Source organism: Fontibacter flavus (assembly GCF_042432905.1).
Lineage (GTDB): Bacteria > Bacteroidota > Bacteroidia > Cytophagales > Cyclobacteriaceae > Fontibacter > Fontibacter flavus.
Genome location: NZ_JBHLWI010000008.1, coordinates 91,289 through 113,533, shown reverse-complemented (window position 1 = coordinate 113,533; position 22,245 = coordinate 91,289). Strand labels below are relative to the sequence as shown.

At 41.6% G+C, this 22,245-nt stretch carries 16 protein-coding genes and 1 riboswitch; of the genes, 9 read left to right on the top strand and 7 right to left on the bottom strand.

From position 1 onward, the window contains the following. The first annotated feature begins 240 nt into the window (after positions 1-240). The gene (locus tag ACFFIP_RS04595; RefSeq protein WP_382386392.1) at positions 241-1,413 is read left to right on the top strand and encodes a methionine adenosyltransferase; all 1,173 of its coding nucleotides are present in this window, start codon (positions 241-243) and stop codon (positions 1,411-1,413) included. Here ACFFIP_RS04595 and ACFFIP_RS04590 read toward each other — a convergent pair. After that, positions 1,410-2,366 carry a pyridoxal-phosphate dependent enzyme gene (locus ACFFIP_RS04590; protein WP_382386395.1) on the bottom strand — a complete coding sequence of 319 codons (957 nt, stop codon included), beginning with the start codon at positions 2,364-2,366 and terminating at the stop codon, positions 1,410-1,412. The genes ACFFIP_RS04595 and ACFFIP_RS04590 overlap by 4 nt on opposite strands. Positions 2,367-2,421: 55 nt before the next feature. On the opposite strand from ACFFIP_RS04590, the gene ACFFIP_RS04585 reads away from it, so the two are divergent. Further along, a complete protein-coding gene (locus ACFFIP_RS04585; RefSeq protein ID WP_382386391.1) occupies positions 2,422-3,105 on the top strand; it encodes a peptidoglycan DD-metalloendopeptidase family protein in 684 nt (227 codons plus the stop codon). Here ACFFIP_RS04585 and ACFFIP_RS04580 read toward each other — a convergent pair. After that, positions 3,090-3,869, bottom strand: a complete 780-nt coding sequence (locus ACFFIP_RS04580; protein ID WP_382386390.1) for a type III pantothenate kinase — start codon at positions 3,867-3,869, stop codon at positions 3,090-3,092. The genes ACFFIP_RS04585 and ACFFIP_RS04580 overlap by 16 nt on opposite strands. Before the next feature lie 95 nt (positions 3,870-3,964). On the opposite strand from ACFFIP_RS04580, the gene ACFFIP_RS04575 reads away from it, so the two are divergent. From ACFFIP_RS04575 to ACFFIP_RS04560, 4 genes are all read left to right on the top strand, one after another. After that, the gene (locus tag ACFFIP_RS04575) at positions 3,965-4,447 is read left to right on the top strand and encodes a GNAT family N-acetyltransferase (RefSeq protein ID WP_382386389.1); all 483 of its coding nucleotides are present in this window, start codon (positions 3,965-3,967) and stop codon (positions 4,445-4,447) included. Between the two features lie 205 nt (positions 4,448-4,652). Further along, positions 4,653-5,411: an SDR family NAD(P)-dependent oxidoreductase gene (locus ACFFIP_RS04570; RefSeq protein ID WP_382386388.1), complete on the top strand. Its 759-nt coding sequence runs from the start codon at positions 4,653-4,655 to the stop codon at positions 5,409-5,411. A 267-nt stretch (positions 5,412-5,678) separates the two neighbouring features. Then, positions 5,679-6,275, top strand: a complete 597-nt coding sequence (locus tag ACFFIP_RS04565) for a hypothetical protein (protein ID WP_382386387.1) — start codon at positions 5,679-5,681, stop codon at positions 6,273-6,275. 6 nt (positions 6,276-6,281) lie between these two features. Then, on the top strand, positions 6,282-6,746 hold the full coding sequence (locus ACFFIP_RS04560) for a hypothetical protein (RefSeq protein WP_382386386.1): 465 nt from the start codon (positions 6,282-6,284) through the stop codon (positions 6,744-6,746). A gap of 213 nt (positions 6,747-6,959) precedes the next feature. Here the strand turns inward: ACFFIP_RS04560 and ACFFIP_RS04555 are convergent, their stop codons facing one another. From ACFFIP_RS04555 to ACFFIP_RS04535, 5 genes are all read right to left on the bottom strand, one after another. Beyond that, positions 6,960-9,356, bottom strand: coding sequence for a TonB-dependent receptor (locus ACFFIP_RS04555; RefSeq protein ID WP_382386385.1), 2,397 nt, complete (start codon positions 9,354-9,356; stop codon positions 6,960-6,962). Between the two features lie 164 nt (positions 9,357-9,520). Next, positions 9,521-9,617: riboswitch (TPP riboswitch) on the bottom strand. Between the two features lie 456 nt (positions 9,618-10,073). Further along, on the bottom strand, positions 10,074-11,141 hold the full coding sequence (locus tag ACFFIP_RS04550) for a fatty acid desaturase family protein (protein WP_382386384.1): 1,068 nt from the start codon (positions 11,139-11,141) through the stop codon (positions 10,074-10,076). A gap of 181 nt (positions 11,142-11,322) precedes the next feature. Continuing rightward, the gene (locus ACFFIP_RS04545; protein WP_382386383.1) at positions 11,323-11,847 is read right to left on the bottom strand and encodes an AAA family ATPase; all 525 of its coding nucleotides are present in this window, start codon (positions 11,845-11,847) and stop codon (positions 11,323-11,325) included. Further along, a complete protein-coding gene (gene pnuC / locus ACFFIP_RS04540) occupies positions 11,840-12,463 on the bottom strand; it encodes a nicotinamide riboside transporter PnuC (RefSeq protein WP_382386382.1) in 624 nt (207 codons plus the stop codon). Before pnuC ends, ACFFIP_RS04545 begins: the two co-directional genes overlap by 8 nt. Positions 12,464-12,773: 310 nt before the next feature. Next, a complete protein-coding gene (locus ACFFIP_RS04535; protein ID WP_382386381.1) occupies positions 12,774-15,593 on the bottom strand; it encodes a M16 family metallopeptidase in 2,820 nt (939 codons plus the stop codon). Between the two features lie 604 nt (positions 15,594-16,197). On the opposite strand from ACFFIP_RS04535, the gene rho reads away from it, so the two are divergent. The 3 genes from rho to ACFFIP_RS04520 all read left to right on the top strand — a co-directional run bounded on the left by rho (position 16,198) and on the right by ACFFIP_RS04520 (position 22,126). Continuing rightward, positions 16,198-18,036 carry a transcription termination factor Rho gene (rho, locus tag ACFFIP_RS04530; RefSeq protein WP_382386380.1) on the top strand — a complete coding sequence of 613 codons (1,839 nt, stop codon included), beginning with the start codon at positions 16,198-16,200 and terminating at the stop codon, positions 18,034-18,036. A 384-nt stretch (positions 18,037-18,420) separates the two neighbouring features. Next, positions 18,421-20,142, top strand: a complete 1,722-nt coding sequence (locus tag ACFFIP_RS04525; protein ID WP_382386379.1) for a T9SS type A sorting domain-containing protein — start codon at positions 18,421-18,423, stop codon at positions 20,140-20,142. Positions 20,143-20,548: 406 nt separating this feature from the next. After that, complete coding sequence (locus tag ACFFIP_RS04520) at positions 20,549-22,126, top strand: T9SS type A sorting domain-containing protein (RefSeq protein WP_382386378.1); 1,578 nt, start codon at positions 20,549-20,551, stop codon at positions 22,124-22,126. Positions 22,127-22,245: the final 119 nt, after the last annotated feature.

Here is a 22,245-nt window from a genome sequence, read left to right as displayed (position 1 = left end):
ATGAATTAAGTTTGATCACCCCAAACAATGAAGTCATCAAGAAAACAATAATCCTAACCGAAGAACAAAAATCAGTACAAGAAATATTCGGATTTTAATCTGGGTGTCCCAGTGCGGAAGTCAGGACGGTTTCCTGTTCCTTCAATTACAATTTTCGGAAAGGGATCTTTTGATAGGGATCCCTTTCTTATTTTTGCGGCTAGTGGCTGTCATTCACGATAGAATTTGTTACTTTTAACTATGAGCCTTTCCAAGTCAAATATTTTTATACAACAGCTTCCGGGAGGCTCTAAGAGAGACTTTGAAATTGTTGAAAGAAAAGGCATAGGCCATCCCGACACCATTTGCGATGAGATTGCGGAAGCGGTTTCCAGAGCACTTTCCCGCTATTATCTGGAACATTTTGGGAGTATTCTTCACCACAATGTGGACAAGGCTTTGTTGGTGGGTGGCAGTTCGGAACCGTATTATGCTGGCGGCAAAATGAGACATCCCATAGAGCTTTACATAGCCGGAAGGGCCACTTCCCAGGTCGGCGATAAGTTTGTCCCTGTTGAGGAAATTGCCATCCGTACAGCAAAAAATTGGTTAAAAGAGCACCTGCGATATGTGGATGTGGTCAATGATATCCGGATCATTCCCAAAATCAGGAGCGGTAGTCAGGATTTGGTGGAATTATTTCAACGCTTCGGTCTGGGGGAGGTGCCACTTTCCAATGATACTTCTTTTGGCGTGGGGTTTTATCCATTTTCTGCCCTTGAAAAAAAGGTACTTGAAATTGACCAACTGCTCAGGGAGCCAACAACCCTTTCCCAGTTCCCCTGCATCGGAGAAGATACCAAAATTATGGGGGTGTACAAAGAAGGGCAATTCCTTTTTACACTCGCAATTGCGATGGTGGACCGTCACCTTGCAAACCTTGCCGAGTATAAAAGCAAGATCGAGGAAATAAAGGCTTTTGTTGCGAATCATGTATTTATAGATGCCTCCTGTATCTTTATCAATACAGCCGATGATTATCAAAAGGAAAGTATTTACCTTACAGTGACAGGTTGCAGTGCGGAAAATGGGGACGATGGTCAGGTTGGCAGGGGCAACCGGGCCAATGGGCTGATTACTCCTTATCGGCCAATGAGTTTGGAAGCTACTGCAGGCAAGAACCCCATTTCCCATGTGGGTAAGATTTATAACCTTTGGGCCAATGAATTGAGTAAAGCCATTTGCTTGCAAGGATTTGCAGAGGAAGCTGAGGTTTTTATAGTCTCCCAAATAGGCAAGCCCATCACAGAACCTACTTTACTGGAAATCCGGCTCAAAAATGCAGAAGCCTCAGAGGATGAAGTACGTTCCTTTGCAAGTGGTAAACTCCTTGAAATACCACAAATCTGGGAAAAGTTACTCTTCCCTTCTTAAAATGGCAGTTTCCCCAAATCCACATTTCCTCCCGAAAGGATAATCCCCACTTTTTGGCCTTTAAATCTTTCCTTGTTTTTCAATAAAGCCGCAAGAGGTACCGCACAAGAGGGTTCGATGACAATTTTCATTCGCTCATAGATCAACCGCATCGCCTCTATGATTTCCTCATCACTTACTGTAAGTATATCATCCACATAGTCCATGATAATTGCGAAATTGATGTTGCCCAAAGAAGTCAAGAGGCCATCCGCAATAGTTTTTGGACCGACCATAGGGATGAGTTGCTTGGCATGAAATGAGCGGTAAGCATCATCTGCCCCTGTGGGTTCACCGGCAATCACTTTGGTGTTGGGGGAAATATATTTGGTGGTCAAGGCAGTTCCACCCAAAAGACCTCCCCCGCCGACAGGAGCCATGACAGTGTCAAATGGAATTCCTTCTTCCCACATTTCCAGCGCGCAGGTAGCCTGTCCTTCTATGACATCCATATAATCATAGGGAGGAATAAAAGTAGCACCGGTCCTGTCCACTACTTCCTGAAGGGTAGTTTCTCTTGCCTGTAAATTGGGTTCACATTCGATGATTTCCCCTCCGTAGCCTTTTACTGCTTTCTTTTTGATTTCAGGGGCATTGGAAGGCATCACGATATAGGATTTGATACCAGCGACTGTTGCCGCCCTTGCCAAGGCAGCAGCATGGTTGCCACTGGAATGTGTTGCCACGCCATTCTTCTTCTGCTCTTCCGTCAATTTTGCCACCGCATTGGCTGCTCCTCTAGCTTTGAAAGCACCTACTTTCTGGAAATTTTCACACTTAAAGAAAACTTCACAACCGGCAATCTGATTGATAGCTTCCGAACTGAGGATGGGTGTCCTGTGAATAAAGGGTTGTATGCGCTGATGGGCAGCTTTGATATCTTCTAAAGAAGGAAATTTCATGTCATTGTTCATGGAAATAAAGATAGGGGAAGCCTTTAAAACTGACAAAATATTTATCTTGCAAGCTATGAAAATTAGCCTCTCAAACTTGCTTTCTGGAGAAGAAATCTTCCCTGTCATGGGTGAAAGACTGGATAGTCAGAATACGTTTTCCCTGGATTTTTCCCCTTCCAATGCTGAATTGCCAAAGGTTGACCTTTCGAGTACTGAAAAGTTCAATGATTTTGTATTCGGTCAGCTCCGAGATGCCGGAAAAAAATATGGTATCGGAGGATATTTCGAGCAAAGGGCCATTTACAGCAGAAGTGAGGTTTTTGTAACGGAAAAAGAGGATTTCCGAGACATCCATCTGGGAGTGGATATCTGGACAGATGCTTTTGCTCCTGTTTATGCCCCATTGGATGGAAAAATCCACAGTTTCCAAAACAATGAAGGATTTGGTAACTATGGCGCCACTATCATACTTTCCCACCAAATTAAAGGAGTCACCCTTTACAGCCTTTACGGACACCTTGCGCTGCAAGATTTGGAAGGGGTGTCAGTCGGAAAGGAGTTTAAAGCTGGGGACTTGCTTTGTCATTTAGGACCTTTTCCTGAAAACGGCGATTGGCCTCCTCATCTGCACTTTCAGTTGATGTGGGATATGATGGATAATTGGGGAGATTTTCCCGGAGTTTGTTCCCACCGAGAGGTTGAAAAATACAAAGCCATCTGCCCAGATCCCAATATTCTGCTTCAGTTTGAAGGCTGATTAGCCAAAGTGATCAGCTTAACGCCTTCCAATGTCAGGTTTCGGTCCACCACTTCAAATTCATCCTGTAAGGTGGTCAAAATAGAAGAGAGACCACCAGTGGCGATCACTCTGCACTGATGGCCAAGTTCTTTTTGGATGGTATCCAACATGCCTTTGACCAGTCCGGTGTACCCATATAGTATTCCCGCCTGAATGGAATGAGAAGTGCTTTTGCCCAAGACGGATTTCGGCATTTTCAACTCCACTTCAGGTAATTTGGAAGTATTTGAAAAAAGGGACTTGATGGCAGTTTTCAGTCCCGGCACAATATTCACACCAAGGATTTTGCCATCCTCACCAACTACCGTAAAGGTAAGGGCTGTGCCAAAATCAACGATAATACAGGCTGTTTGGAAGCGTTCATAGGCAGCAGCAACATTGCACATGAGGTCAGAGCCGATTTCATTGGGTCTTGCTGTACTCACCTTTAAAGTGGCATAACTTTTCCCTTCTATCAGGTAACAGATTTTTTCCAGGTATTCCTTACAAAACTGCTGGATGATGTGGTTGATTTCAGGTACCACGGAAGAAATCCCGACATGGGTAATTTCATCGGATTTGATGCCATTTTCCAAAAAATACAAATGCACTTCCTTTTCCAATTGCAATACAGTCAACTCCCTGCTGGTATGGACACGAAGTTCGTGCGTCCAAGCTTGGCGTCTTTCATCATAAAAACCAAAGACAATATTGGAATTGCCCACATCAATGGCTAGAAACATAATTGCTGAATCTTTAGCTGACCGATCAGGTCAGTAGATGGTTTCAAATATATAAATTGATTTTTTGCTTTTATGTTTTTTAATAACTTTCCTGCATGTATACGATTAGAGAAGGAAAAAAAGAAGACCTGCCACAGGTTTTGAAATTGATCCAGGAACTGGCTGTTTATGAAAAAGCCCCAAATGAAGTGATCAATACAGTTGAAATGATGGAAAAAGATGGTTTTGGACCCAATCCTGTCTTTTCTTTTTTTGTAGCTGTCAAAAATGCGACCAATGAGATTATCGGAACCTCTATCTTTTACTACCGGTACAGTACCTGGAAAGGCAAAAGGATCTACCTCGAAGACTTGGTGGTGACCGAATCAGAGCGTGGCAATGGGGCTGGAAAACTGCTGTTTGACCGTACTTTACAAAAAACATTGGAAGACAACTGTTCCGGGATGACCTGGCAGGTGTTGGACTGGAATACTCCGGCCATCAATTTCTATGAAAAATATGGTGCTGATCTGGACGCAGGGTGGATCAACTGTAACCTTCAGGAAGCAGAAATCAGAAAATTATTCCAAATGCAATAATTTAATATTGTATTTAGCAGAACTGATTAAATTTGGATATGGCAAAGCAGCAGGAAAGCATTGCCCTGAAGGTTCCTTCTTGCCAAATTCCCCTGGTAAATTATCCCCTTGAGCATAATTTGCTAATCATTCCACTGCATCCTGATTTCGCTAAAAAAGCTACCTTTATCAAAGAAACTGAAATATCATTTGCCATTAACCCATTATGAAAATCGACCTGACCAACCAAAGAATTCTAGTGACCGGTGCTTCAAGAGGTATCGGAAGAGGTATTGCTGAACAGCTTTCTGCTTCCGGTGCTGAGGTACTCATCCATTTCAACCATAATGTGGAAGAAGCCAAGTCACTTCAGAATTCCCTGAACAACACTTCACATCTTGTGCCTTGTGACCTTTCTAATCTTGAATTGGTTAAAGGTTGGATCCCGGAACTGATTGGAACCTACGGTAAAATCGACGCTATAGTCAATAATGCCGGAATTGCTATATCTGTTCCCGATAATGCCCTAACAGAGGAATGGGCGGAAGCTTGGCTGAAAACCATGGATGTCAACATCAATGCCATGGCGATCATCTGCAAGGAATTTATCGAGCATGCCAGGGAAAATAAAAACGGTAGACTTGTCAATATTTCATCCCGAGCGGCTTTCAGAGGAGATACGCCGGATTATTTGGCTTATGCGGCATCCAAGGCAGCCATTGTCAGCTATACCCGATCCATAGCGCGCTATTATGGCAAAGAAGGCATAAAAGCTTTTATCATAGCTCCAGGTTTTACCCGTACAGACATGGCGCAGGATTTTATGGACCAATATGGGGAAGAATATGCCCTGAATGACATTGCTCTGAACCAACTCACCGAACCTAAAGATCTTGCCCCAATGGTAACCTTGCTCTGTTCAGGCTTTGCAGATCATGCAACGGGTTGTACAATTGATATCAATGCAGGTTCGTATGTGCATTGAAAAAAAGAATCAAGACACAAGACATAAGAAACAAGACAGGGAGTTTCAAAAGACTTTGTCTAGTCTCTTTGTTAAGGATCTAATAAACATCATGAGTTCTCCTTTTGAACCATTAGGGGTTTCATTATAGAGTTTCAATTTTGAAGATTGGAGTTTGAAGACTGGAGTTTGAAGATTGGATTTTGAAATTTGGTAATTGGTAATTGCAAACCCCCCATTCTAAACCTAACATCAATGATCTGGGTTTAATGTCTAAAACAGTTAAGCATGCCTTCCTCATCCAACGATACTTTCTCCCCTGAAATGGTCAAGATCCTGAAGATCTTCGGGTTGGGTTCGGTACTTTTTGTCTTCCTCTTGTCTTTCTTCAACGAAAGAAAGGCCAATAACAGCGGAGAAGATGAAAACCCCATGCTGGTTGCGGATCAGGACAGGTTATTTTTCAAAAATATGCGGGCACCCTATTACGATATTGAAGGAAGGGAAGACGCCAAAATCAATATTTATCGATACGGGAAAAGGATAAAAAGTCCAGACTTCCCAACACTAAACCTTTCTATCCTCTTGAACAGGGTCAAAGATGAGGCCTATATTTTTGTTGAACCAAATCCCGAATATCTCCCTTTGCGCCTCAAATGGAGAAACGAATCCTTAAGCGATTCCGGGGAACTGGTCTTTTATGGAGGGGACAAATTTGCGCATTACGATTTTGTGCGTAAATTATATCCACTGCTGGAGGATAATCTTGCCTGGGAAAGGACCGACGGGACATCGTCGACACCAATACTTGAGGAAGAAACTGCGCGGGAGGCCCTGAAGATTACCATCAGGGATTATGATAGATTGACCAAAAACCCAAAATAACCATATATGGACTTACATAGAATCAATAACCTATGGAAGTTTCTCAGTATCAAAAACAACCTGAAAGTTGAATGCAGCAAAAACGGGGAAGTAAATTATGACATCATCAAAGGTTCTTTGACCTTAAAACATGCCTTTAATCCCCAATTTTTCCAACAATCCAGGTTGACCCTTGCTGACAGAAACTTCCAGGACAAGCAATGCCAACAAAGCTATATGGCTCAAAAAAAGCGATTTGGCATCAAAGAAAAAATTATTTCTCCTGCATCCAAGGTGCAGTTCTTTCCGAATGAACTGCTGGTTCTCCACCATAAATTTGACCTGGAGGTCCAAAAAGACAGATTTGGGAATTATAAAGTCACCATCTCCCCTTTTATGCCCAAAAACATCTATGAAATATTGGATAATGTGAATTTGATAGCCAGGACTTTTTGGGTGAAAAACTTCTTTGCTGAAGGGATAAGGAATTGATTGATTTATAAAACGAGATTAAATCATTAGGAATATGATCTTGGTATATGATCAAAGTCGATATTAATGGATGTTTTATCCGCCTCGGCGGATTAGAAATTGGTAGATATTTAGTGGTATTACCCCTTAATTCGCTTTTAATTTCTTTTTTGGCAATATAATAGATATTAAAAGAAACTCCTTCGGGACAGGTCCCGAAGGAGTTTTGAGATTTTAGAACAAGAACTTCACACCTGCCAAGAAATTGGTTCCGGCTTGAGGATAATAAAAATTTTCGGTTACCAATTCTCTTCCGCTCGCACCTTCACCAGGTAAAAAGTAGCTAAAAGTATAGCCATTTGGTTCGTATAGCCTGTTGAAGATGTTATTGACCATCAAGGTAAGTTCCATATTTTTGACAAACCTTGGTCTTACAGCATAATTGAGTCTAAGGTCGGTAGTCCAGAAAGCATCCAACTTCCTGCTTTCATTCTGGGTATTGTCCAGAAACTGGCTTCCCACATATTTGTTGAGCAAAGAAATTTCAAAATCTTTAACAGGTTTGTACTCTACGATTGCTGCGCCCACTACGCTAGGGGAAAAGGCAATGTCGGTATCTGTATGGATGATGGTTTCCTGTCTGAAATCCGCAGCCGCATAATCATCAATATATTCGATAAACTCCGCGATCTTATTCCTGCTCAGTGCCAAGTTACCTCCTAGGGAAAATTTAGGAGTGAACTGGTAAACTCCGTCCAATTCAATTCCCAATCGGTATGAATCTTCTACATTATCTCTTACATAAGCACCCACATCATTCAGCTGACCGGTCAACACCAACTGATCTTTGTATTTCATGTAGTAAAGGTTGGCAGTATAGCTGAAATTGCTGCCTCTTCCTTTAAAACCGGCTTCGATATTCTGTAGGTTCTCGTGCTTAGGTGCTCGGTCTACAATCGGTGAATCGGTAAAGTCCCTTCTCACAGGTTCCCTATTGGCTACCGCATAAGAGGCGTACCAAGATTTACCTTCTGAAGCCTGGTAAGTAAAGCCAAACTTAGGATTGAAGAAATTGTAATTTACCGCGCCGGAAATATCTCTTTGGTCATTGTTGAACCCCACGAAGCTGTAATCGATTTTTCTGTACTGTAAATCACCAAAAAGGTAAAGCTTTTCTGATGCCGCATAAGTGGTTTTTGCATACAGGTTATAATCGTCTTTGACGGCATTGTTGTCATAATACCTGTCTCTGATATTCACATCTCCCGCATATTGCATCCAGATGATTTCTCCGAAATGGTCCCCGTCATACCTGTTAGCACCACCACCAAAGGCAGCATCCCATTTCCCGTCGTCAGAGATGTAATTCAAAGAGAAAACTGCTCCATAGAAATCATTGTCCAACCATCTTCTTCGGATGATGTCCATTCTGGAAATTGTAATACCGCCGATTTCCAATGGCTGAAGTCCGTAACTATTCAACCTGTCATTTGGTCTAAACTGCTCAAAATAACCCCTGCCATAGGTGTAATGAAGCGCAGCATTGGCTTTCCAGTTTTGGTTTAAAGTTCCGGTATAAATCAATTGAAAATGATCCTGATTGTAATTGTCTACCTGATTGTCATAGGTATAGGGGTTGAAGGTCCTGTTGGTAGCCAATAGGTTTTCCGGAACCCCCTCCCAAGCCTGATAAGTGACTTCTTTTCCTGCGAAGACATTCATTTTGACTACATGCTTTTCGCCATAAAAACCACCGGAAAGGAAATAGGATCTTAGGTCAGAAGAAGCCCTGTCGATATATCCGTCTGAGGTGATTTGGGAAACCCTCGCGTCAAATGCCCAGCGGTTATTCAGCAAACCTGTTCCCACTTTGACCATGTGCCTGCGGGTATTGAAGGAACCGAAAGAATTGTCAATTTCAGCAAAGGCCTCATCTTGTCGGGTATCTGTCTGAATATTCAAGCTGGCACCGAAAGTAGCCGCGCCATTGGTAGATGTGCCCACACCGCGCTGGATTTGAAGGTTATCCACTGAAGAAGCAAAATCCGGCATATTAACCCAGAAAACACCGTGTGACTCGGCATCATTCAAAGGTATACCATTTACGGTCACATTGATCCTGGTCTGATCGGAACCCCTGATCCTCAATCCCGTGTAGCCCACTCCCGCTCCTGCATCTGAAAAAGACACCACAGATGGGGTAAAATTCAGGAGGATAGGCAAGTCCTGACCCAAATTGAGTTTGGCAATATCGGACTTATCCACCTTGGAAAATGTGGTAGGGGTTTTGTCCGTAGCCCTGGTGGCATAGACGATAAATTCCTCGGTCAATAAGGTACTTGGAGTAAGAGCAATGTCTAGGAATTCGTCTGTTGGCACTTGTATTTCCTTCGTATAGCTCTCAAAACCCAGATAGGTTACTCTCAAGGTGTAAGTTCCTGCGGGGATGTTTCTGATCTGAAAATTTCCTTCCAGGTCAGAGGTTGAGCCCCTTCCTGTTCCCACCAAAATCACATTGGCACCCACTAATTCTTCTCCGGTACTGCTTTTCACCGTACCTCTCAGATTGGACTGGGCAAAGGCTGCCAGGCTTACAAGCCATAGAGCCAATAAGAATACTGTTTTTTTCATGATTACTGAATAATTCACCGCTTTGCGGAATTTTGGTTAAACATCAGAAAACCAAGGGGTGATTTTCTGTTTATTTGTTTACCCTTTGCCGAAACCACCGTATTGATTGAATTGCATGCATGTACCAAAATCAGATTTTGGCGACTCAGAGTCCAATATGTAGGTATTCGCTTTACTCATTTCCCTTCGCCGGCACTACCCGGATCAGGTATTGTGGGTATGATCTCAGCCCGAAATATTAAGGCACCCCTAATGATCTTGGCACGAAGGTAGATTGGCAGATTGGAAAAAGCAAGGATTGCAGGATAGATTTTAGGTGGGATGACGGAAGTTGGATGTTGGAAGTAGGGTGTCGGAATTTCGGAGAATTGGGAACCTTTAAGGATTTAAGGGATTAAGGGTTTCATTAAGGAAAGTTGGATATAGAAAAGGCCTGAAGGGCCGTTCTGTTACAGCCTAGGGTAGAACCCTAGGATAGATAGCAAATGCAAGATGAACGAGAGGTCTGAAGGACCGATGGGAAGGGGGATTTCGAAAGGGGGAAGTCGAAAGGGAGATTTCGGAATGAAACCACGTTTCCGAACGCGGGACTGGTAAATTCAGGGTGTGGAATCCAAATCCTTTAAAAATTCAATATGCATAAAAAAAGCAACACAGCTTGGCCGTGTTGCTCTCCACTTTTCAAATGGAATTTTTGAAATATTTTCTCAAGATGGGTTATTCACCTCTTCCCAATTGCCTCAAGTGGTTAACATGGGAAGCCAGGGCAACCCTCATTTTAGGATGTTCGATGTATGGAATACCATATTCCTTGCATGTTTCTTTGATGATTTGAGAAATCGCAGGGTAATGAATATGGGAAATGTTCGGGAACAAATGGTGTTCGATCTGGAAATTCAGACCTCCGATAAACCAGGACAAGATTTTGTTTTTGGTTGCAAAATTCGCAGTGGTTTTTAATTGGTGTACTGCCCAATCATCTTCTAGTTTGTTGGTGACTTTATCAGGTAGTGGGAAGGAAGTCTCTTCTAGGACGTGGGCCAATTGGAACACCACACTCATGATGACACCTGTAGCCAGGCCAAATGCAAGGAAGCCTATCAACCAAGGCATAAAACCTACTATATAAATCGGTAAGAACACAAAAAGGAACAAATGGACCAGTTTAAATCCCCAAAAGGAAATATGTTCTGCCACATTCATCTTTTTGATCGGTGTTTCCCCAACTTTGTTGGTCACATATTTCTTGTAATCGGTGAAGAACACCCAGTAGAAATACAGAATAGAGTAAATGAAGATGAAATAACGGTGCTGAAACCTGTGGATTTTGTACCTTTTTTGATTAGGACCCAATCTCAGGAATGCTCCGGCATTTAGGTCATCATCATGTTCATCCACATTGGTAAAGGAGTGGTGTGCAACATTGTGTTTGGTTTTCCACATATACACATTTGCTCCCAGAAAATTGATGGAAATACCGGCCAGTTCATTGACCCAACCCTTACGGCTGAAACTGCCATGAGCACCATCGTGCATGACATTGAAACCGATTCCAGCGGTAAGGCCGCCAAGGATAATGGATTCCAATATGGCAAATGGCCAGAATGGGGTGAAGAAAACCAAGTGGATATATACACCGATAAATGCCAAAACCATCACGATAGCTTTGAAATAAAGGGAGAAATTTCCAGTTTGTTTAAGATTTTTTTCTGTGAAGTAATTTTTGATTCTTCCCTTCAAATCTGTGTGAAAGGAGGATGCGGCATTGAATCTAGGCGGACGCATTAATGGTAATTTGATGATAAATTTAAAATGGGAATGTGAAACAAGCTGGGTGATCGTTTGACATTCTTTCTCTAAAGGTACATCAATAAATCCGAGAATTTTTCAACATCCTCAAAAGAAAGTGAAAAAGTGTTCGGATTTAACATATTTTATGAAATAAAAATTGTAAGAGATGATAGTTTTAAGTCTCTGACAACCTGTTGATAACCCCAATAGCCTGCTGTAATCTATCTTCTTCCGAACCCGAAATACGCTCAAAAGGAACCCTTGTTTCCCTGATCAGGGAAACATATTGATTGAAAAAATATTCCCTCATTTCAGGTTGCGGATGCTCCCGCTGTGGGTCTTCTTCCCAAGGGATATCAATATCTGTCAAAAGATAAAGATCATATTTACGTATCTTAATCTGCTCCAAGATCCATTCATGCACCATCCCATATTTATATTCAGACCAAACCTTGATGACATGCAGATCCGTGTCGCAGATCAAAAGCCCAGCCGCTTCTTTTGCTTTTTCATCCTCTAAGTACAGCTGTCCTTTGGCGATATGCAACAAGTCCTCAAAAGTATAATGGCTATCAAGGCTTTCGATATACTCTCGTGCATACTCAGGCACCCAAGGGCATGAAAAGTGTTTTGCCAATCCGGATGATAGGGTACTTTTTCCTGTAGACTCAGGACCGATGACAACCACCTTTTTAAGCATATACTTTTTGGCTTTTTTTGGCTGATTTGATCCACTCCATTAATCCTATCACTGCCAAAACGGTGAAAAAAAGGAATTGAAAAGATGTCAGCATCAATCCTTTATAAAAATAAAGGGGTACCGAAACAATGTCTGTGATGATCCAGGCAATCCAGTTTTCCACTTTCTTTTTGGCCATCAGCCACATGCCTACAAATGCCGAGGCTGTGGTGAAGGAGTCCCAATAAGGCACATCAGAATCGGTAAAATTGGCCAGGACAAAATAGAGTGCCGCATATGAACCTACAAATAGGGCTAGGGAATTGAAGATTCCTTTTTTGTCCAACCAAGTTACCGGCAACTCCTCCTTTCCATCCGAAGGTCGGCTCCATAAATACCAACCATAAATGGACATGGCAAAGTAATAGGCATTGATGCCCATGTCTGCATACAGTTTATATTGGAGGCAGATATAGACATAAATCAAAGTGGAAATCATGCCGGTAGGAAAAACCAGGATGTTTTTCTTGATGGAATAAAAAACAGAGGCAATACCAAAAAACACGGCAACGGCCTCCAACCAGCTCATCTGCGCAACTCCGTCTTTGATGCCATCCCAAATCCATTGTAAATCCATAAAGCGAATTAAGGGAGAAATTTTTGAAAAGGGAAATTGGGAAGTCTGATGTCTGTTGTCGGAAGTGTGGTATCGTATTTTGAAACATTAAGGAGTGAAAGGTATTTAGGGGTTCATTAAGATAGGAAAGGGGGATTTCGGAAGGCTGATTTCGGAATACTTTGACCCTGAAATCTTTTATACACACAAATTTTAACATCTATTCACAAATACCTTTTTTTCTATCAGGGTGAAAATAAGCTTGATCAAATCAAAATTCTTAGATTTTTCATCATTTCCACTATCATAATCTTTTGCTACCAATATCTGCTCATTGAGCTCGTAAAGGAAACTTTTTCACCTCCAATAAATTCTCTTTAACCAAAAACTCCTTTGCTGCTTCTTGAATCCTTTCTACCGTCACAGCCTCAATCGAAGCCTTGGCTTCCAGAACAGCTTCCCATGGGAGTTTATAGGTTCTGATGGCAGAGAGCTGGGCATTCCAATAATTGTTTCTCTTCAGATTTTCCTCCAGGGCAATCCGTCTGTTTTCCTTAACCTTGTTGAGGTCTTCCTCGCTTGGGCCATTTTCCTGAATTTTCCTCACTTCATCCCAAGCAGCTGCTGTCAAACGGTCAACCATATCAGGACTGCAGGGAAAAGCTATGGAAAATGAAAAATTGCCCACCGGTTGAATGCCCATGCTGCCATTGGCACCTACCCCATAGACACCACCGATTTCCTCTCTCAGGTTTTCAATCAATTTGATGGTAAGGATTTCTCCCAGGTAAGAAATGTCAGCTGCCTTTTTTCTATCATAAGCTGTTTCACCGGAAAAATACAGGATGACCTGGCTCTTTTCATCAGTTCCCACTTCGATGGTTTCGGATATCCCTCTTGGTGCCCTGATGCCCATATCTCTAAAATCATCCAGGTTTTCAGGATCGGAAGGCAAGCTGCCCAGATACTGCTCCAATAAAGGTTTGAAAATTTCCAGGTCTATATTCCCGGTAAAGAAAAATTCGAAATTGGCGGCATTTCCAAATCGCTCAGCGTAGATTTCGATACCCCTATCCATGTCGATTTTATCCAGGTCCTCAGGTCCAAATATACCCATTGCCCTTAAATTTCCATTGGCCACGATCTTGTTCAGCTTCATGGAAAACTGATAATCAGGATTCACCTGAGCTGAAGCCAATTGGGTCTTTTGGTTGTTAATAAATACCTCATAAAGTTCCCTGTCAATCCTTGGAGCCGTGAAATAGAGATGTACCAACTGTAGGGTAGTCTCCAAATCCTTTAGTGAAGTACTGCCGGATATATTTTGCGAATAGGTACCGATATTCGGTGTCACCGAAACGGATTTTCCTGCCAGTATTTTCCGAAGATCTGTAGGTGAAAAATCCCCGATTCCCATTACATTGACCAATACACCTGCATAACTGGCGGTATAGTGGTCCTCATCTCCATAAAGGGAGACACCACCTTTTCCCGAACCGGAAAAGACAATTTCATCATTTTTAAAATCTGTGCTTTTGACAAAAACTTTTAAGCCATTGCTGAGCGTGATTTCGTGCACGTCAATGGACTCGATATGTTCTTCCTGCGCTATTTTTCCTGGAGCCGGTAAATCTTCCATTAATTTTTCTGCCAGCAGTTTTTCTTCATATGGGCTGAGTTCCATCTCGTTTACCGCATCAAATATGGCCAAAATCCGGACTTCTGAAGGGAGTTCTTCTTTGTCAGTGTCAGGTGCCATGACGATGATTACTCTGTTTTCATCCCTCACCAGTTCTTTGGCCAATTTGTTGACCTCTTCCAGGGTAATCTGGGGGATGATCTCCTGATAAAATTCATATTTCCAGGCCTCTCCCTCGGCAAATCTTCCTGAAAGGTAATGGTTCACATACCTACTGACTACCGCCCTGGATTCCACTTTGTCCATTTCCTTATAGGCACGCTCTGCAGTGTTCATCACGGATCGCTTGACCCTGTCTAGTTCAGCTTGGGTAAAACCAAACTGGGCCACCCGTTCATTTTCTAGAATTAGTGATTCAATACCAGCTTCAACTTTCCCCGGTGCCACCACTCCTGAAGCACTGAAATAATCCATATCCCGAACAAAATTGCCATAGCCTGTTCCCGCAAAAATGAAAGGTGCATCAGGTTTTTGACGGATTTCATCTAAGCGCTGGGTCATCATGCCTCCATAAAGGGTCCTCAGTAGGAAATTCTTATAATCCGCTTTGGTCTTTGTAGGGAGTGCCTTATGCTTATAAAATAGCTGTATCTGAATACCAGGGGCCTCCTGGTCTGTCACAATGCTCACAAAAGTTTCTTTGTGCTCCGGTACTTCAAAATGTTTCCTATTGGGAGCCTTTTTGGGATTTTCTAAAGAACCAAAATATTCTTTGATCAAAGTTTCCAGTTTGTCAGGGTCTTCATCCCCAACGGCGATCACGGCCATATTGTCTGGACGGTACCAGTCTTTATAGAATTTTCTGATCGTTTCGTACTTGAAATTTTCAATGACTTCCATTTTGCCTATGGGCAACCGGTCGGCATATTGGGAATCATGCAACAGGATGGGCAGGTATTGGTCACGCATCCTCTGAGAATAACCCTGCCCTGTTCTCCACTCTTCCACGATGATGCTCCTTTCTCCATCAATATCTTCATCCTTCATCATAATACCTCCAGCCCAATCACTCATGACCAGGAAACCACTTCTCAGCTTTTCCTCATCATCTGAAGGGATGGGTAACATATATACCGTCTCATAGAATCCAGTGTAGGCATTTAGGTCCCTTCCAAAGGAAACCCCTATGGATTGCAGGTAAGAAATCAGTTCGTTTTTTTCAAAATTCCGGGTACCATTGAAGGCCATATGCTCAGTAAAATGTGCCAGCCCCAACTGATCCTCTGTTTCCAAAACAGATCCTACATTGACTGCCAGTCGCAGTTCAACCTTATTTTCAGGTTTGGGGTTCTGCTGAATATAATACACCAGTCCGTTGTCTAGGGCTCCTACGCGAACCCTGGTATCAAGGGGCACTTCCTGTGAGAGGTCTTGCTGCGCAAAAGCAACGGAACTGTATACAGAAAAGGCAATCAGCGACAAAAAGAGAGATTTGTTGGTTTTCATTTTCATGGTAAAATTTTTTTACAGCTTACAAAATAGTAAATCCCTACAAAAAGCAGTGAGATTTGGAAGGTGGAATTTGCAAAGATGTCGGAAGTGTGATTTTGAAACATTAAGGAGTTTAGGGAATTAAGGGTTTCAGTAAGATTGGATTGTATTATGCCATAAGGGTTTGAACGCACTAAGGTTTTTTAGCCGGTGCTGTAGTCAAGCGTTTCCGAACCTAGGAGCAGAGGATTTTGTGTGCAGCTCTATACCTTCAAAATCTAACTTAGGGAAAAACAGCTTCATGGCCAATGTTATGCAATTTCATTCTTTAATCCATTGACCGATAAAGGATTACTTATGTTTTCTTTATTATTTAGCTTTAAACAATATTTTAGCCTTGGTATTAAATAGGAAGAAATTGATGACTTTTGCGTTCTTTTAAGCTTAAAACTTGCGTATTCAATTTTCATCATGTAATATTGTGCTGTTACAGTATGTCAAAATCCTCTCCCCTTGGATTTTATACTATCCTGAATACCTTTTTCATTCAGATCAGTAATACTCAATACACACATTCATTACTATTCACACATCACACATTATCAATTAATTTCATAAGCTTTTTATGTATAACATAGAAGAATTAAGGATCAGACTTCTCTCTGAGTTGAAGGAGATCGCGGAGGAACTGGGAGTTAAAAACTTTAAAAACCTCAAAAAAGATGACCTGGTTTATGCCATTCTGGACCAACAGGCCATCACCCCAGAACAAGCCCTCCCCAAAAAGAAGCCTTCTGTAATCGAGATAGAAGCAAAAGAAAAAGAAAAGGAAAAGCCTGCTCAATCACCCCAAGAAGAAGCAGCTGATACCAAGCCCAAATTCAGAAGACAAAACGTAACGGAGCTTCCCAAAGAGGAATCAAGTGATCCGGTGAAGTCCGTCGCTGCTGAAAAACCTGCACCACGTCCCCGTAGAGAGGAAGAGCCAAAAGCTGAGACTCCTGCTCCAAGACCTCGCAGAGAAAGAGAAGAAGTTCCAAGGGCTGAGGCCCCGCGCCCTCGAAGAGAGGAAGAGCCAAAATCAGCTCCTAAGGTTGAAGCCGTAGCGCCTATAACTCCCCAAGCAGCTCCTCAGGAGGAAGAAAAACCAAAGTTTATCCGTCCAAGAAGGAAAGTGGTGGAAGTAGAACAAGTAGCGCCTTCAGAGCCGGCTGCATCTCCTTCTACTCCGGCAGAAGCAGAAGTGGAGCTGCCAAGAAGAAAAAATATCAGGGATATTGATGAAGTGCATATTCCAAGTGCAGAAGTGATTCCTACCAAGAAGAGGCCTTATGTCAGCATGAAGGAATTCGAAGGGATCATCGAAAACGAAGGTGTTCTGGAAATCATGTCTGAAGGATATGGCTTCATGAGATCTTTGGATTACAATTACCTGGCATCCCCGGATGATATTTATGTTTCCCCTTCTCAGATCAAACTTTTTGGTTTGAAGACCGGTGACCATATCAAAGGTTCCATCAGACCTCCTAAAGAAGGAGAGAAATACTTCGCTTTGTTAAAAGTGATCACAGTCAATGGCAAGACGACGGAAGAAATCCGTGACAGGATTCCTTTTGAGTACCTGACCCCATTGTTCCCGGAAGAAAGGTTGAACCTTTCTACCAAGGCGGATAATTATTCTACCCGGATTTTGGATTTGTTTGCGCCTATCGGTAAAGGTCAGCGTGGTATGATCGTGGCACAGCCAAAGACCGGTAAGACGGTGTTGTTGCAGCAGATAGCCAATGCCATTGCCGAAAATCACCCAGAGGTACATTTGATGGTCCTGTTGATTGACGAAAGACCGGAAGAGGTGACAGATATGGCACGTTCGGTGAAAGGAGAGGTAATTTCCTCAACCTTTGACGAGCAGGCAGAAAGACATGTGAAGGTAGCTTCCATTGTACTGGAAAAAGCCAAAAGAATGGTAGAGTGCGGTCATGATGTAGTCATCTTATTGGATTCCATTACCCGTCTGGCGAGGGCATATAATACAGTGGTGCCATCTTCAGGGAAAATCCTTTCCGGTGGTGTAGATGCCAATGCCCTGCATAAGCCAAAGAGATTCTTCGGTGCGGCAAGAAATGTGGAGAACGGTGGTTCTTTGACCATCATCGCTACTGCTTTGGTCGAAACCGGTTCCAAAATGGATGAAGTGATCTTTGAAGAATTCAAAGGCACAGGCAACATGGAATTGGCGCTGGACAGAAAGTTGTCCAACAGAAGGATCTATCCAGCCATCGATGTGCCAAGTTCAGGTACCAGAAGAGAGGATTTGTTGATGGACAAGGAAGAGATGCAGCGTGTATGGATCCTGAGAAAACTGATGTCCGACATGACTTCTCAGGAGGCGATGGAGTTCCTCTTACAGCGTATGAAAGGCACAAGGGACAATGTAGAGTTTTTGATTTCCATGAATGGGTAATTAACCCAATCACATACCAATTACAAAACCCGGCAGCGATGTCGGGTTTTTTTGTGTCAAATACTTTTACAAATCATTAAAACTTGCAAGGAATTTTTTGCTTTCTCTTTCAAATGTACGTTAGAGACAATTTATCTTAAAGTTGGTCAACTTCCTTTTTTGTAAATGCCTGATGATGAATTAACAATGAGATATGTTTGTGTTTTCAAGCTTACTAAAGTTCTGATATTGGTATAAAAATCAAGTGTTGAAAAGTAAATAAAAGGAATGAAAAAACGAATAAAATGTGTAAACAGAAATTATTTTAAACATTTCGTTTTATTATTCAAAAACAAAAAATCATATTTGTAATACAAAAAACGGTATTGAATAATCCTGTCAACTATGATGTTTAAAAAGTTCATTCCTTTTGGGCTGATTTTGTTTTTAGTTTTTTTTGGATTGGTAGTTGAAGGGTTTGGGCAAGTAACAAGGGATTGCTTGATATGTAGCCCTAATGCCAATTCTCAAGCAAGTAGATTTGATTTAGGAACTGTTAGTTTTACAGATGCTCTAGGTAATCCTATTGATTTAAGTACTTGTCCTGATAAGGACAATATTTATATAACTTTCTCATATTCTACTGGGCAAAATACTAACCAAATTCGTACGAATGTTTTTTTTGTGTCTAACTTAGAAATTACTGATAATACTTTACCAGTTGATTCTCCAAATCGAGTTAGAGAAGGTATTTTTGATTTTCTAATTGGGGATTTGCCAACTACTGGGCCAGGTTTTGTGACTCATACCATTAAAGTTGATCTGCCTTTAGAGTTTGATTGCCAGAAAGAAACTGCTCGAATGAAGGATATAAGAATTCATTGGTCAAACCCTGGAAGACCAGATAATAATGCAAATAATAATAATTTTTGTGACGGGATTAACTATCCTCCAGGGCAATGCTCAAATCTTCAAACAGCTGTTAGAACAATTACCGTAGATGGTTTTTTTTATTCTTTTGGTGTAACAGAAAGTTGTTTTGAAGAAGATAATCTTACTTTTAGGACATTTGTGCTAACAAATGTTGCTGGAGGAAATGGAGTTTACGACGTTATTTGGACTGTTACCAAAAATGGAATAACCCGAACTGATCCAGCAAGAAGACTACCTGAGGGTCTATTTATTACTGAACCTGCTTCTCCTAATGATATAATTGAAGTGAGTGTCTTGGTAAGAGATTCTAATGGGCTGACTATGGCTACTCCACCTAATGCAGAAGTTGTGAATATCCCAGAACCATTTCAAGTATCTATTGAGGTTTCTCAAAACCTTGGAGATATAACTCCATTTCCAAATGGATCTATAAGACTTACTAACATTGATCCGTCTAAAACTTTTTCTTATGAATGGTTTGATGAGGATGGTATTCAAATACAAGGAGATCCAACTAACCTTACAGGATTGCCCGACGGAACATATTTTCTTTTTATGACTGATGAAAATGGGGTGGTTAGATGCTTTAGTAGATCTATTAGATTTTTCCCTACACCAGTAATTTATGAAAACTTATCCCTTGAATTTAAACCGTCTTTTAGATCTGTCAACTTCCTCTGGTCCACGACCAAAGAATGGGAAGCCTCACACTTTGAAATTGAAAGGGCAGTAAGTGGAACTCGGTTTGAAAAGATCGGTGAAGTGAAAGCTGCTGGTTGGTCAGATCAATTAACGGAATACCTATTTGAGGATAAATTGCTTCCACTTGCCGGTGGTAATCTCCTTTACCGTCTTAAGCAAGTGGATTTCAACGGGGATTTTGAATATTCCAAAGTTTTATCCGTCCGCGTTCCTGGGATGCAAATTACCAATGGTGTGTGGAGGATATTCCCTAACCCGACGATTGGAGATGCTTTACGGATTGAATTATTGGATAGCAAAGAGTATAATGGAGAATCTTTAATGGCCAATCTGATTACTCCTACAGCTGGGAGGAGAAGCCTGAAAGGGAACACTACCCAGACCATAGCTGAGGAAGTTTTGGGCTTGCTGAATGCCAATGGAAAAGGCGTCTATGTCCTTGAAATCAGCTGGGGGCAAAGGATTGAGTACATCAAGTTGATCAAAAATTGAATTAAGTGTTTTAAAGCTTATACAAGAGGTTGTATCATAAGTCAAATTAAAGCCATTAGATTTGGCTATATGAAATTTGATCCAGATATCTGCCCGAATAAAAAAAGGCTGTCCCTATTTATGAGACAGCCTCTTTTTTTTGTGACCAATGGTAAAAATAGTATGTCTTTCCTGATGAAATCAGATTTGAGGATTTTTTAACCAAAAATTTAAGATAGGGAAAATGCAGTATGTGTAGTTGAAAATGACTTGTACCCCAAAAAACAAAAATATACCTAGTAAAAATTGACTATTTCAAGGAATAAGTACAAATTTAGGTCTGTTTTTCTCTTTGGTCTGTCAGATTTTTTGAAGGTTGAAGTGTAGAGATCAAACAGGAGTCACCCTAATATTCTTTAAAGTTTTAATGGTTAATTCAATTTTGGATAAATTTTCTGTAATCAGAAGAATGAATGTTGAATTTCTCAATCATCAAAAGGTTTGGGGGGTATTTACTTTGCTTTCGCTATTTTTTATTTCTACTTTCCAAACATTAGCACAAACAATTACCTATACCTCTCAGCCCTGTACATCCGGTTTATGGAATGATCCTGCTTGTTGGACAAGGACGGGTAGTTGTAGCGGGAATGTAACCATTCCTAACTCGCCTCCATTTCAAGGGATTTCCAATAACTGTGCCGTGGTAGTCAATTTGAATCATCCTAGACAAGTAAATGGTGACTTTGCATCAGGAAGCGGTTTTACTTTGAATATGAATGCTTCTTTGACTGTCACTGGCAGCCTGACATCAACCAACCAAGGGGCGACGACCATCAATGTTTTTTCTGGGGTATTGACGGCAAAATCAGTAGAAGTAAAAAACGACTTTAATTTGGTAATCCATAGCGGTGCTGAGGCCATTTTTGATGAACTGGATCTGAATGGTAATCTTGTCACCATAGATATCAAGTCAGGAGGTTCTTTGACAGTTCTGGGCGAAACAAAGATGCGGGGCAATAGATCGGATATCAAAGTAGCCGGTGAATTCGTGACAGGAAGCATAGATGTTGCCGGTGCTACCAATAATATTACTACCTCAGGAGATGCATTTGTGTATGTGACTGATGAAACCAAAGGTATTAACATTGCCGGTAATGCGACACTTACCATTACGGGTACCAGTGAAGTGGTAGTGGAGGGTTCTGTTGTCGTACAGGGTGGCAACCTGAATGTGAGTGAGCAGGCTTCTTTAACTATATATACTGATTTTCTGCCTAATCCGGGTTCTCAGATCCGCATTACAACCCAAGGAGAGGTGTATTATTGCGGAATGGGGCCCGATCCAAGTACGCTTACCGCACTAGACCCAACTGCAACTTATCAGGTTATCGATGATCCCATCAACTGTAATATCACCATCATGCCGGTTCAGATTATCTATGTGGAACCAAGTTATGATGAATCATCAAGAATTGTGAAACTTAGATGGGCAACAGCCAAGGAGTTTGGCAACAGCCATTTTGAAATAGAAAGATCTTATGCTGGAACAAAAGGCTTTGAGAAAATTGCGGAAATTCAGGGAATGGGATGGAAAGATACGATTACAGAATATGAGTTTGAGGACGAAGAACTTCCGTTAGTTGGGGGAAATATCTTATTCAGACTAAAGCAGATAAGTTTTGGAGGGGAAGTGAATTACAGCAAAGTGGTTTCTATAAGGATACCTTCACTTCAAGTTACCAAAGGTGTTTGGAGGGCTTTCCCTAACCCGACTTCAGGAGATAACTTTAGATTGGAGTTATTGCACTTGCAGGAATATTCAGGAGAAGAAATTCAGGTAGAATTGATTTCCCCTTCCGCTGAGGCAGTACTTTTTAGAGCTGGCAATATGGCTGAAATATCCAGGCAGGTACAGGCCAAATTGCTGAATGCTCCCAAAGGAATCTACCTGATCCATATTTCTTGGGGAACGAAAAAGGAATTCCATAAGTTGGTAAAAAACTGAGGTATTTTTTAAAGCTAAATCAAGAACTGAAAATGGCATTGAGCATCAAAAATCCCCAGCCCTTCGGTTTTATTCAAACTTAAGAGCTGGGGTGAACGCTGTGCATTTGCACATGAGAA